The organism is Comamonas testosteroni (assembly GCF_014076415.1).
Taxonomy (GTDB): Bacteria; Pseudomonadota; Gammaproteobacteria; order Burkholderiales; family Burkholderiaceae_C; genus Comamonas; species Comamonas testosteroni_F.
In genome coordinates this window covers 2,883,748-2,896,728 of the sequence record NZ_CP043568.1, presented here as the reverse complement: position 1 = coordinate 2,896,728, position 12,981 = coordinate 2,883,748, and the positions used below count along the sequence as shown (strand labels likewise).

7 protein-coding genes, 3 pseudogenes and 1 riboswitch are annotated in these 12,981 nt (G+C 54.0%); of the genes and pseudogenes, 6 read left to right on the top strand and 4 right to left on the bottom strand.

The window, feature by feature from the left end; genetic code table 11:
- Positions 1 to 15 precede the first annotated feature (15 nt).
- Positions 16 to 184, bottom strand: a riboswitch (yybP-ykoY riboswitch).
- 5 nt (positions 185 to 189) lie between these two features.
- A pseudogene (locus tag F0P97_RS13110) lies at positions 190 to 986 on the bottom strand (IS5 family transposase).
- Positions 987 to 1,268: 282 nt separating this feature from the next.
- Here F0P97_RS13110 and F0P97_RS13105 point away from each other — a divergent pair.
- A pseudogene (locus F0P97_RS13105) lies at positions 1,269 to 2,147 on the top strand (IS3 family transposase); the annotation flags it as partial.
- Between the two features lie 18 nt (positions 2,148 to 2,165).
- On the opposite strand, the gene F0P97_RS13100 reads toward F0P97_RS13105, so the two are convergent.
- A protein-coding gene (locus tag F0P97_RS13100) for an IS3 family transposase (protein WP_182287044.1) occupies positions 2,166 to 3,262 on the bottom strand; the annotation gives its coding sequence in 2 pieces (ribosomal slippage) (positions 2,166 to 3,007 and positions 3,007 to 3,262; 1,098 coding nt in all).
- 64 nt (positions 3,263 to 3,326) lie between these two features.
- Between F0P97_RS13100 and F0P97_RS13095 the strand changes: the two are divergent.
- Positions 3,327 to 3,998 (top strand): annotated as a pseudogene (locus tag F0P97_RS13095) (IS3 family transposase); the annotation flags it as partial.
- A 181-nt stretch (positions 3,999 to 4,179) separates the two neighbouring features.
- Here the strand turns inward: F0P97_RS13095 and F0P97_RS13090 are convergent.
- Both F0P97_RS13090 and F0P97_RS13085 read right to left on the bottom strand, forming a co-directional pair.
- A complete protein-coding gene (locus F0P97_RS13090) occupies positions 4,180 to 5,574 on the bottom strand; it encodes a heavy metal sensor histidine kinase (protein ID WP_087865782.1) in 1,395 nt (464 codons plus the stop codon).
- Complete coding sequence (locus F0P97_RS13085) at positions 5,571 to 6,263, bottom strand: heavy metal response regulator transcription factor (RefSeq protein ID WP_003062499.1); 693 nt, start codon at positions 6,261 to 6,263, stop codon at positions 5,571 to 5,573. Before F0P97_RS13085 ends, F0P97_RS13090 begins: the two co-directional genes overlap by 4 nt.
- Positions 6,264 to 6,438: 175 nt before the next feature.
- Here F0P97_RS13085 and F0P97_RS13080 point away from each other — a divergent pair, with 175 nt between their 5' ends.
- The 4 genes from F0P97_RS13080 (at position 6,439) to F0P97_RS13065 (ending at position 12,830) form a co-directional block, all read left to right on the top strand.
- On the top strand, positions 6,439 to 7,716 hold the full coding sequence (locus tag F0P97_RS13080) for a TolC family protein (protein ID WP_081007852.1): 1,278 nt from the start codon (positions 6,439 to 6,441) through the stop codon (positions 7,714 to 7,716).
- 22 nt (positions 7,717 to 7,738) lie between these two features.
- Positions 7,739 to 9,088: an efflux RND transporter periplasmic adaptor subunit gene (locus F0P97_RS13075; protein WP_034349613.1), complete on the top strand. Its 1,350-nt coding sequence runs from the start codon at positions 7,739 to 7,741 to the stop codon at positions 9,086 to 9,088.
- A 13-nt stretch (positions 9,089 to 9,101) separates the two neighbouring features.
- Positions 9,102 to 12,275: an efflux RND transporter permease subunit gene (locus tag F0P97_RS13070; RefSeq protein ID WP_054075962.1), complete on the top strand. Its 3,174-nt coding sequence runs from the start codon at positions 9,102 to 9,104 to the stop codon at positions 12,273 to 12,275.
- A gap of 207 nt (positions 12,276 to 12,482) precedes the next feature.
- Positions 12,483 to 12,830: a DUF4148 domain-containing protein gene (locus F0P97_RS13065; protein ID WP_003079124.1), complete on the top strand. Its 348-nt coding sequence runs from the start codon at positions 12,483 to 12,485 to the stop codon at positions 12,828 to 12,830.
- Positions 12,831 to 12,981: the final 151 nt, after the last annotated feature.

The window sequence follows — 12,981 nt, the reverse complement described above, 5'->3', positions numbered from 1 at the left end:
ATTCATTCTTAACGGTCGGGCATGAGCACAACGGCATCTCACCGCGGCCCGAGCTCGTCGCGATGAAATGCCGATGGTCTCGCCAACCGAAGAACGGATGCATACGCCACAGCAAATTGAATGCCGAGTATGTTGACGCATGCGCTTCCAGGGTGGAAGCAGGCTACTCCCCAAGGGGACTAAGAGCGGCTAACACCACCGATCCACGAAGCGTGCGCAGATGATCGCAGCGGCCAGTTTCAGCAACGCTTCATGGATATCCAGTCGCCTTTCAAAGCGAATGCGCAGCTTGCCAAAGCCTGCAAACCATCCGTGTGTTCTCTCCACGACCCGGCGATGTTTGCCCAGCTTTTCGCTGCTCTCGACTCCACGCCTGGCAATCCTGCTGGCGATACCGCGCTGCCTCAAGTAAGCACGGCAGCGCTTGTAGTCGTAGCCTTTGTCCGCGTGCAGCTTTGCAGGTCGCTAGCGTGCCCGCCCCAGCAGGCCAGCAATAGCTGGAATCGCATTCATGCACTTCTCGAACATCATGGCGTCGTGCCTATTAGCACCGCTGACGAGGAGCACCAACGGGATACCTCTGGCATCTACAACGAGGTGTCGTTTGGAGCCGAGCTTGCCTCTGTCCGTGGGGTTGGGGCTCGTTTCCTGGCCCCCCGGGGGCTTGGTACCGATGGGCCATCGATGCTGGCCCGGCTCCAATCAATCTGGTCATGTTCGCGCAGTCGCACCAGCATCGCCAGATGCAATTTCTGCCAGACGCCGTTGGCATTCCAATCACGTAAGCGCCGCCAGCAAGTCATACCACTGCCGTAGCCCAGGGCCTGGGGGAGATCTTCCCAAGGAATGCCTGTTTGCAGCACAAACAGGATGCCGTTGAGAGCTGCCTCATCGCTCACGGTGAGCTTGCGTGCGGAAGGTTTGAAGGCGGGGATCAGGGGCTGCAGCTGTCGCCACAGCTCTTTGCTAACGGGTTGTATTGCCATGAGGGCATGAAGCATAAATGCTTCATGCCGCTCTCAATGGGAAGTAGTGTTAGCGGCTCTAAAGCTTACAAGCGATCAAAATGCTTGAGGAACATAGCCTTTTTTGAGTTCTGGGCATTAGAAATGGCTCGCATTTTCAAAGCGCTGGCCTCTAGCAAGAAAGATGCGTCGATACCGCCATTAGGGCTGTCCATGCACTCCCCTGTTGATTTCCACTCAAAAGTGACCCGCCGGGGGCTAGTGGGGATGCGGACAAAAACTTGGACTACCAGGAGGTAGTTCATGTATTCATACGCAGACAGGATTCGTGCAGTTGAGCTTTACATCAAGCTTGGCTTGCGTGCCAGAGCCACGATTCGCCAGTTGGGGTACCCAACCAAGAACGCATTGAAAGGCTGGTATCAGCACTACCTGAAGCATCAGGATTTGCCAGCAAGCCAAGCTCCAAGAGCACCAAAATATTCTCTGAAGCAAAGGGAGGTGGCGGTTGCTCATTACCTCGCCCATGATCGCTGTATTGCTGCAACGATGAGGGCTTTGGGTTATCCGGGTCGAGGAACGTTGACTGCGTGGGTTCGGCAAGACTGCCCTGACACCTGCAAATCGAGAGTAGGCAGATCTTGGCCGGCTACAAAGCCTGATACTTTGATGTGTGAGGGCGTGGTGCAACTGTGTACCCGTCAATCAACTGCACAGGAGATTGCGGACAAGTTAGGGGTGTGTAGGGGGACCTTGTACAACTGGAAAAATCAGTTGCTTGGCCCTTGTGCCCCTGCCTCGATGAAACACAGTCCAAAGCGATCGCCAGTGTTGGATGAAGCAGCACTCAGGCGCCAAGTTGAATCATTGCGCCAGGATGTTCGGCGGCTGAAGATAGAGCGGGAGCTTCTCAAACAGGCCCATGAAATCTTAAAAAATGGGGCTGGCATTGATCTGCATAGCCTGGCAAACAAAGATAAGGCTGTGCTGGTTGAAGCGTTGCGCGGTCAGTATGAATTGCCAGAACTGCTTTCTCTTGTTGGCCTTGCTAGAAGCTCGTACTTTTACCATCGTGCCCGGCTGAAGCTGGCTGACAAATACTTGGATGTACGCCGAAGCATCACAGAGATCTTCGACAACAACTACCGTTGCTATGGGTACCGCAGGGTACAGGTGAAGCTTCCTCGTTTCCTGCGCCACCTAAAAGTAGAGGTTGGGGAAACGTTTGACACGATACGCGACCGGCGGAATCCGGCCCAGCGATTCATGTGGACGATGGTGGTTATAGCGATGCAGCCAGTCCTCGGTCATCGAGCGCACCTCCTGCAACGATTCAAAGACATAGCAGTCGAGCACCTCCGTGCGATAGGTTCTGTTGAAACGTTCTACGTAAGCGTTCTGCGTCGGTTTACCCGGCTGAATGTGGCGCAGCTCTACGCCTTTGCGCTGTGCCCATTGCTTTAAAGCCTGGGCGATGAACTCGGGCCCGTTGTCCAGGCGAATGGACTGCGGTGTCCCACGGACCTCAGCGAGTTCCTCCAAGGCACGTACCACCCGAGCGGCGGGCAAGCTGGTGTCAATCTCGATACGCAGGCACTCCCGGTTGAATTCGTCAATGACGTTGAAGATTCTGAACCGTCTTCCTGACCACAGGGCATCGGACATGAAGTCACAACTCCAGCCCTGGTTCGGTGTTGGGGCTGCCTCCAAGGGCTGCTTGATGCGCTGCGGCAAACGCTTCTTGCCTCGCCTGGGCAGGTTCAGTTTGAGCTGGCAATACACACGCCAAAGCACAGTCTTGCCCCAGGGCTGCGCTTGATAGCGGGCACTGTCGTAAAGCAGCCCAAACCCGTGGCGAGGATTCAATGCCACGTATCTTTGGATGAAGTCGATTACCCCGGAGTCGTCGCAGACCACACGTGCATATCGCTGCGTGGAGCGAGCCAGGCCCGCAGCTTGGCAAGCTCTGCGCTGGCTCAGGCGATGCTCGCTCATGAGCGCATGCACGATGGACCGACGGCGCTCCGGGGTCAGAGCTTTCGCTCAACGACATCCTTTAGCGCATGGTGCATAAGTGCCAAGTCGGCATACATGCGCTTGAGCTTGGCATTCTCTTCCTGCAGCAGCCGCATCTGGGCCAGATGGGATACGGACATCCCTGAATACTGGCTCTTCCACTTGTAGTACGTGGCATCGCTGATGCCGTGCTTGCGGCAGGTGTCACCGACTTTGGCGCCGAGCTCGACCTCTTTGAGGATGCCGACGATTTGCGCTTCACTGAATCTGGATTTCTTCATGCAGAGACCTCCGTGGGGGTGGATTCTCTACTTTTGAGTGGCGCGAAGATTCGAGGAGGCTTCACAGGCATCTCTGCTCAAGGAGTGCACGGGCATCTCAGAGAAGGTGGTTCGTCGGCTGATGAAGCAGGAGGGGTTGATCGTGGCCAAGCCCAAACGCCGCAGATATAACTCCTACCTTGGAGAGATAGGTGCTGCCCCGCAAAACCTCATCAATCGAGACTTCCATGCTGCTGCGCCCAATGAGAAGTGGCTCACAGACATTACTGAATTCCAAATCCCTGCTGGCAAGGTTTACCTGTCGCCAGTCATTGATTGCTTTGACGGGCTGGTGGTGAGCTGGTCGATTGGGACTCATCCCAACGCAAATCTCGTCAACACAATGCTGGATGCGGCCATTGATGCTGCTCAAGGCAGTGAGAGCCGCCCTGTGATTCATTCTGATCGTGGAGCTCACTACCGCTGGCCGGGCTGGCTCTCGAGGATCCATGATGCAAAGCTGATTCGCTCGATGTCTCGCAAAGGTTGCTCGCCAGACAATGCTGCATGCGAAGGCTTCTTTGGAAGGCTGAAAATAGAGTTGTTCTATCCCGGCAACTGGCAATCAACGACGATTGAGCAGTTCATCGAAGCTGTCGATGCGTACATTCGTTGGTACAACGAAAAACGTATCAAGGTATCTCTGGGACGTTTAAGTCCTGTGGAATACCGGCACAAACTTGTCCTAGCCGCATAAAACCAGTCCAAGTTTTTATCCGCACCCCCAGTGGGTCACTTTTGAGTGGAAATCAACAGTCGTGCTCCAGGATTTGCCTGGCTGCTTCATTCTCGACAACGTTGGTAGCTCATAAGGACTCCTGATGGAACGAGGAGGCTCTGAACTAGCTATGAAACTCAGGTCGATCCAAATTGGAATCTCACGACTGAGATTCAAAGATGTGTGGCGTTGCCTTAGGTGAAGCAGGTAATGAGATCCCAATTTTGGTGATCCCGCTTGAGGATGTCGCGAAAGCGGTACCGCCGTGCATCCGCGCTATAGCCGCAACGATGGCCAGTCCTAAGCCGTGATTGAGATTTGCATGTGCGCGGGACGCATCAGCACGATAGAACCGATCAAACAGGCGTGGCAGATGGATGGGATCGATCTCCGCTCCTCGGTTGATCACCGCAATGCTAACGTTGTCACGTTTGCCATCGGGTGTCTCCACTACGCTTTGGGAGATCTCGATAGTGATCGTTGATCCGGCTTCTGCATAGCGTGAAGCGTTGCCTAAAAGATTGGATAGTGCACGGCGAACCAAACGCGCATCCACAGCAACACTTGCATCTCCATCGATTAGAACTTGAAGGTGCGCTTCTTGAAGCACTGCCTCATGGAACTCGGCCACTTCTGAGGCAAGCTCTGCAAGACTCACTTTGGCGGATCGCCGCGCTTCAGTACCGCGGTCTGCGTGTGACAGAAACAGCATGTCAGCCACGATTCCGGCCATGCGCTGTAGATCCTCTAGGTTGGAGGCCAAGATGTCCTGTAGTTCAACAGCACTACGCGGTTTACGAAGCGCCAACTCGCAACTACTGATCAAGGTGGTCAACGGTGTGTTTAGTTCGTGTGCCACGTCAGCATTGAACGCCTCCATTTGTTGATAGGCGATGGCCAGTCGGTCAAGCAATGCATTGAACTGTGCGATCAATGGTCTTAATTCTTGAGGTTGATGGCTATCATCTAAACGGCGATGCAAGTCTTGCGCAGAAAGGCTTCGCGTTTGATCCACCAGTAGGCGTAAAGGCTTGAGTCCTATGCGAACAAGCCATGTGCTCGCAAATGAGACCAGCAATGCACCCGCCACGGCGGCAATGCCCAGGGTCCAGGCCAGACGATTAAGCAGTCGGTCATCTGGTCTACGGTCTAGCAACAGGACCGCTTGCATTGGCTGCAGGCCGTCGTTAACTGTCGGAACTTCCACTGAAAATTTGCGAACTGCAACCCGGTCGTCATCTTCAGGTTGGCGCAAAAGTTCAAATGCGCTTTTACCGGAGGTTGGCACCAGGCGTAAAGACAGTTCGTCATGCCCCGTGACGAAGTCGTTAAGCATGTGGTTCAAGGCCTCCGGGGAGTGAACCCCTCGGCTCTCGCTTAACAGGTGCTCGATTGCTGTTTTCTTGTGATCTAAGGTGTCTTGCTGACGTTCCGACAGCGTGACGGAGATCACGAAATAGACAGCAATGCATACAAAACCGAGGCCAACAATGGTTTGCAGTGCTAAGGCGCGGGCTAAACGTCGAGCTAAATGTGGTGCAGCGGTCTTGCTCATGTTGTGCGAGATTCGAGCACATAGCCCATGCCACGGACGGTGTGGAGGAGATGTTGCTCAAAAGGCTGATCAAGCTTTAGCCGCAGGCGTCGGATAGCGACCTCTACCACGTTGGTCTCACTGTCGAAATTCATATCCCAAACCTGAGATGCCAACTCTGTTCGTGTTAACACTTCCCCTTGGCGGCGTAATAGAAGGCTAAGCAAATTGAACTCTTTGGCCGTGAGCTCGATTCTCTGGCCCGCCCGCGTGGCCCTACGACGAATTAGGTCTAACTCTAAGTCAGCTAAGCGCAGAGTCGTCGCTTCGGGGGCGGCTTGGGCAACGCTGGGGCCACTGCGCCGTAATAGAACATGCAGGCGTGCGACCAGTTCAGAAAATGCAAATGGCTTCACGAGATAGTCATCGGCGCCACACTGCAGTCCCTTGACGCGATCCTCAACCTGGCCACGGGCAGTCAACATCAGTACAGGTGTTTGTTTCGTTTGCCTCAGCGCAGCTAGCACGGCTAGGCCATCGATGCCCGGAAGCATGCCGTCAAGCACGATCAGGTCATAGTCCATTTCACTGGCCAGGTGCAGACCGTCAATACCGTTGTGGGCTACATCCACAGTGAAGCCCTCTTCCGCCAGACCCTTGTTTAGGTAATCGGCGAGCTTGATCTCATCTTCTACAACCAGGATTTTCATGCTGACTATTCTGAGATAGGCGCACGCATTTTGAAAATGACAAATTTGTCATCTGGCTGTCAGGATGGTGAGGGGAGCACTTTATTAGAGTGGCAGCGCCCACCCGCTTTCTATTCCTCACCTGGGCAATGTAACGCCCGGCTGACTTTGGATTGCACGGGTAGGAGTTTTAACAATGATTTCTTCGTCGTCTCATCGTGCTGGCCGAGCAGCTAGTGCGTTGCGTCATGCGTTGTTGTTCACCAGTTTGGCTTTAACTGGCGTGACAGGCATAGCGCAGGACAATCCTGCCAATAAGGCGTCTCTGGCACCACTGACTCTGGACACTGCAGTAGCACGCGCTATCGACCAACACCCTCGTTTACGAGCTGCCCAGCGCGGTCTTGAGGCAAGCGATGGAGCCGTTCTGCAAAGTAAGGCGAGGCCTAACCCTGCGCTCTCGTATTCACAAGAAGATACGAGCAGAGATAAACGTACCACGACGGTTCAATGGACCCAAATGCTGGAAATCGGTGGCAAGCGCGATGCGCGCATGCGTGCTGCAGCACGTGGCCGAGATGTGGCTGAGGCGGAGCTGGATGCCGCCAAAGCTAATCTTGTCGCAGATGTCCGACTCGCATTCTTCGGGTTGTTAGTCGCACAGCAGCGTGAAGTCCTCGCAGGACAAACTCTTGACATCGCTCGAAGCGCGCGTGAGGCTGCATCGAAGCGTGTAGCAGCGGGCAAGGCAGCGCCCCTAGAGGCCAACCGGGCCAGTGTCGCTGAGTCCAGTGCAGAGCTGGAGCAAGCCCAAGCTCAGGCCGCAAAACGAGTGGCTCGTCAACAATTACAGGCCCTTATAGGAGAGGGAGGCCCTGTATTTGGTGATGCGCAAGGCAAACTTGACGCGTTGCCTACTGTTCCGGAAATTGGGGTTCTTCAAAGCCGCTTGGAGCAGTCGCCTTCCATTCAGCAAGCTCGCTTCACTGTTGAACAGAGCCGGGCGACCGCAGATCTGGAGCGCGCAAAGCGAATTCCTGACCCAACGGTGAGTCTAGGTATGAAGCGCGCTCAAGAGACCGGCAATCAACTCGTAGTCGGCGTCTCCATTCCTTTGCCTGTGCTCGATACCAATCGAGGAAATCAGTTGCAAGCCCTCCGCCTGGCTGACCAAGCTGAAGAGCGCTTGCTAGCTACCCGGTTGGAACTTCAGTCTCAACTTTATGCGGCGCGAGAGACGCTAGAGGCAAGTCGTAAACAAGCTATCCAACTGTCTGAACGCGTGCTGCCGACTGCACAAGTCGCCTATGAGGCGGCAAGCAAAGGATTTGCGCTAGGGAAATTCGGCTATCTGGACGTACTTGACGCGCAACGCTCTTTGTTTGATGTACGTAGTCAATACCTGGACCAGTTAATGGCCACACATCGTGCTTCGGCCGATATCGAACGCTTGTTGGGCACAACAGACGAGTAAGTTTTTTGCACAGATCATCAACATGAACGATACAAAACCATCTCCATTTGGGACTCGGCGTACTCAGATTGCAATTGCTGCAATCCTAGTAGTTGGCGCTCTTTCTGCTGCACTAATTCTTCGCAGTGGTCCAGACAGCAGCAGTGCTAAAGGTGCCGGAGGTCAGGGGCACTCAGAAGCCGCTAGCCACGCAGACACAGAACATCACGGCGAGAAGCAAAGCGGTGATCACAAAGATGAAAAAGGACACGCAGATGGTGAGCACCATGATGAAAAAGAGCAAAAGGACGGAGCCAAGTCTGCAGAGAAGAAAAGCGCCGAAGGTGCTCATGATGACGATGAAGGTCTAATCCAAATGGATTCGCAGCGTATGCAGGCTGCAGGCATTCGAACCGCAGAGGTCGGCGCTGCAACTGTTCGCTCAGTACTGCAACTTCCGGGGGAAATACGCTTCAACGAAGACAAAACGGCTCACGTTGTCCCTCGAGTCCCTGGCGTCGTCGACTCGGTACCCGCCAATCTCGGGCAGGTTGTAAAGAAGGGGCAGTTGCTGGCTGTGTTGAGCAGTGCGGCTGTTTCTGAGCAACGAAGTGAACTTCAAGCCGCTAGCCAACGCTTAGCACTGGCGCGTACAAGCTATGCCAGAGAGCAAAAGCTGTGGGAGGAGAAGGTATCGGCTGAACAGGATTACTTGCAGGCTCGGCAGACACTGCGCGAGGCAGAAATTGCCGTTTCAAATGCTCAACAGAAATTGGCAGCCAACGGCGCCGGAGGCGGTGGCGGTGCACTAAACCGATTTGAATTAAGGGCTCCTTTTGACGGAGTGATCGTCGAGAAGCATCTCGCCGTCGGTGAAGCTGTTCAGGACACTACCCAAGTTTTCACAATCTCAGACTTGCGCTCCGTTTGGGCTGAAATGAGGGTTGCAGCATCTGACTTGCCCGCCGTGAAGGTAGGGGAAAAAGCAACTGTCAAAGCGACAGCATTCTCGTCGTCTGCGACTGGGGTGGTTGCTTACGTGGGTGCTCTGATTGGCCAGGAAACACGTACCGCTCCTGCTCGAATCACTCTAGAGAATCCTGAAGGTGCGTGGCGCCCAGGTCTATTCGTTAATGTGGAGTTGACGGCCTCTTCGCAACAAGTGCCAGTGGCGGTAGCTTCCAGTGCTATCCAGCGTCTGGACGGCCAAAACAGTGTTGTGTTTGTGCCCGTCAAGGGGGGTTTCCGAGCTCAACCTGTACGCGTTGGTCGCTCAGATCCCCAGACAACAGAAATTCTTGAAGGGCTGAAGTCCGGCCAGTCCTATGTGACTGAAGGCAGCTTCATGCTTAAGGCCGAACTGGGCAAGGCTACAGCCGAGCACGCACACTAAGCAAGGGCTGCAAATGTTCGAACGAATTATCCGATTTGCCATTGAGCAGCGCTGGCTGGTCATGGTTGCCGTTCTGGCCCTAGCGGCTCTTGGCGTATACAACTATCAACGCCTCGCTATTGATGCTGTACCTGACATTACCAATGTTCAGGTACAGATCAATACGCAGGCCAGCGGCTACTCACCGCTTGAGACTGAGCAGCGAGTCACTTACCCAATTGAAACGGTGATGGCCGGCCTGCCCAATCTGGAACAGACTCGCTCGCTGTCGCGCTACGGCCTGTCGCAAGTGACAGTAGTGTTTAAAGATGGCACTGACATCTACTTTGCTCGCCAGTTAGTCAACGAACGCATCCAACAGGCCCGTGACAATCTTCCCGCTGGTGTCACTCCCACGCTGGGACCTATCTCTACAGGTTTGGGTGAGATCTATCTTTGGACCGTTGAGGCCGAGGACGGTGCAAAGAAGGCAGATGGAACGCCTTACACACCTATGGATCTGCGCGAGATACAGGACTGGGTGATCAAACCGCAACTGCGTAATGTGCCTGGTGTCACTGAAATCAACTCTATTGGCGGGTTCGCGAAAGAGTATCTGGTTTCGCCACGCCCAGAACAGCTGGCGTCCTATGGTTTCACTCTTGCTGACCTGGTTGCTGCGTTGGAACGCAACAATACCAATGTGGGAGCTGGATACATTGAGCGTCAAGGTGAACAGTATTTGATCCGTGCCCCAGGTCAAGTCTCTGGCATTGCTGACATTCGAGAAGTGATCGTGGGTTCGGCTCAAGGCCAGCCCATACGTATTCGTGATTTGGCAGAGGTTGGCTTGGGTCGTGAGCTTCGCACTGGAGCTGCCACGGATAACGGCCGAGAGGTCGTGCTTGGCACGGTCTTCATGCTGATCGGGGAGAACAGCCGTGTGGTCTCGCAGGCTGTGGCTGCACGTATGGAGCAGATTAACCGCAGTCTTCCTGAAGGCGTGAAAGCGATCACGGTCTACGATCGCACAAACCTCGTCGATAAAGCCATCGCAACGGTCAAGAAGAATTTGGTGGAAGGTGCGGCTTTAGTTGTTGTCATCCTCTTCCTTTTCCTAGGCAACCTCCGCGCGGCCCTGATTACAGCGCTGATCATTCCGTTGTCCATGCTGTTCACCTTTACTGGCATGGTGCAATACAAAGTCAGTGCCAACTTGATGAGTCTGGGCGCTCTTGACTTCGGCATCATCATTGATGGCGCGGTGGTCATTGTGGAGAACTGCGTGCGTCGTCTTGCCCACGCGCAAGAAGCACGCGGACGCTCTTTGACGCGCAGTGAACGCTTCCACGAAGTATTTGCTGCAGCCAAGGAAGCGCGTCGGCCATTGTTGTTTGGACAATTGATCATCATGGTGGTCTATTTGCCAATCTTTGCGCTCACGGGTGTAGAGGGCAAGATGTTCCATCCCATGGCGCTGACTGTGGTGATCGCGCTTGCTGGCGCAATGCTGCTGTCCATTACCTTCATTCCTGCGGCGATTGCTCTTTTCATGGGCAACAAGGTTGCGGAGAAGGAAAATCGCCTCATGGTTTGGGCGCGTCGCGTTTATGCACCAGCCCTTCATCGCGTCATGAGAGCTCCTGCAGTTGTTCTGACTGCCGCTGGTGTGGCGGTGGTGTTAAGCCTGCTGCTGGCAACGCGTCTTGGTAGTGAATTTGCACCAAACCTCAACGAGGGCGACTTCGCCATTCAGGCTCTGCGGATTCCAGGAACCAGCCTGACCCAGTCCCTTGAGATGCAAATGCAGATCGAGAAAACCTTGAAGAAAGAGTTTCCTGAGATCGACAGGGTATTTGCTCGTTCAGGTACCGCGGAGATTGCCTCTGACCCGATGCCACCGAACATCTCGGACGGCTACATCATGCTTAAGCCGCAGTCCGAATGGCCGGATCCGGCACGTACACGAGACGATTTGCTGGCAGCAATTCAGGCCGCCGCAGATCGAGTTCCAGGCAACAATTTCGAGTTCTCTCAACCCATTCAGCTGCGCTTCAATGAGTTGATATCGGGTGTGCGTAGTGATGTCGCTGTAAAGATTTTTGGCGACGACATGACCGTGCTGGAGAAGAACGCACAAGCTGTCGCAGGCATGTTGCAGCAAATTTCTGGAGCCTCTGAAGTCAAGGTCGAACAGACCACAGGCTTGCCAATGCTCACCGTGAAAATCGACCGTGAGAAGGCCTCGCGCTATGGTTTGAACATGGGTGACGTGCAAGACACCATCAGTACGGCACTGGGCGGTCGTGAAGCCGGCACAGTTTTCGAAGGCGACAAGCGATTCGACATTCAGGTTCGCTTGCCGGACGAAGTGCGCAATGACATGGAAGCGATAGGACGCCTACCTATCGCGCTTCCACGCGGTACGGATGGCCGACTTGGTTTTGTTCCGCTTTCGGCCGTGGCTAGTTTTGATATCGCACCAGGCCCTAACCAGGTGAGCCGAGAGGATGGTAAGCGCCGCATCGTGGTGAGTGCCAACGTGCGCGGACGTGATATTGGATCTTTCGTCACAGAAGCACAACAACGCCTCGAATCGCTGCAACTGCCTGCCGGCTACTGGACCCGATGGGGCGGAACCTTCGAGAACCTCGAGTCGGCTAGAAAACGCTTGACGATTGTTGTGCCGGCAGCATTGCTGATGGTCTTTGTCTTGCTGTTTGCAATGTTTGGCAATGTTCGTGATGGTCTCATCGTGTTCACGGGCATTCCGTTTGCGCTGACAGGTGGCATCTTGGCGCTCTGGATGCGCGGTATTCCTTTATCCATTTCGGCAGCGATCGGGTTTATCGCACTGTCAGGCGTGGCAGTGCTCAATGGCTTGGTGATGATTGCCTACATCCGATCACTGCGCGAAGAAGGAAAGCGCCTGTATGAAGCAGTCACTGAAGGTGCTTTGACCCGACTGCGGCCAGTTCTGATGACCGCGTTGGTTGCATCGCTAGGCTTTGTTCCGATGGCCATCGCAACGGGCACAGGCGCGGAAGTTCAGCGCCCCTTGGCCACAGTGGTGATCGGCGGGATCTTGTCGTCGACTTTGCTGACCCTTCTCGTGTTGCCATTGCTCTATAGCTTGATACACCGCAAGGATCTCTCCGAGACAGAGGATGAGCAGGTATTGGCGTCTACTGAGGAAAAGCCAGCCTGATACAAGTAGTTCAATTCACCTCGTAAAAGCCATGGCCTCTAAGGCCATGGCTTTTTTCTTGTAACAATACTTAATATGACAACATTGTCACATTCCTGTTGGCAATCTGTCGGTGGGTATTTTCTACACTTAAGCCATCTGCCATCTTCTCTGAATAGACGACTTTCTTAGATGGAGAAGAAAATCAATTCACTTAAGGAGTATTAAATGGCTCACCGTAAAATTTTTGCATCTCTCACCGCCGCAGCCGCAATGGCAACCGTTATGGCAATGCCTGGCGTCGCAGTCGCAGATACGTACTGGCACCCCACAAATAATGAGGCTGGTGTAAAAGTATACCCCGAGCATTTCAAGAGCTCTCGAACCCGTGACCAAGTTCGTGAAGAAGCAGCGAATGCCGTACGAGAGGGCGGGGACAATCGACTGCGCAGCGGAAACTACCCAGCTGAGGCGAAAGGTACGGAGCCCGAAAAGACACGTCAGCAAGTTATCGACGAACTGATTAAAGAAACCCCTTCGCAGCGAGATGCTCGTAACCAAGCTATAGCTGGGTAATCAGTAATATTTTCTTGGCGTGGATTCGTGGTAACACGATCCACGTTTTTTTTCGCTCAAAAAATGACAAAAATGTAATCGGAATGTCATCGTGCAGATCAGATTTTATCTCTAGGATTGTGGGTTTATATAAATTCAAAAATAGTTTCAT

Excerpts from the sequence above, each read along its gene's own strand:
- F0P97_RS13090 (WP_087865782.1), bottom strand. The coding sequence starts at position 5,574 with ATGAGCAAGACCGCTGCACCACATTTAGCTCGACGTTTAGCCCGCGCC.
- F0P97_RS13085 (WP_003062499.1), bottom strand. The coding sequence starts at position 6,263 with ATGAAAATCCTGGTTGTAGAAGATGAGATCAAGCTCGCCGATTACCTA.
- F0P97_RS13080 (WP_081007852.1), top strand. The coding sequence starts at position 6,439 with ATGATTTCTTCGTCGTCTCATCGTGCTGGCCGAGCAGCTAGTGCGTTG.
- F0P97_RS13075 (WP_034349613.1), top strand. The coding sequence starts at position 7,739 with ATGAACGATACAAAACCATCTCCATTTGGGACTCGGCGTACTCAGATT.
- F0P97_RS13070 (WP_054075962.1), top strand. The coding sequence starts at position 9,102 with ATGTTCGAACGAATTATCCGATTTGCCATTGAGCAGCGCTGGCTGGTC.
- F0P97_RS13065 (WP_003079124.1), top strand. The coding sequence starts at position 12,483 with ATGGCTCACCGTAAAATTTTTGCATCTCTCACCGCCGCAGCCGCAATG.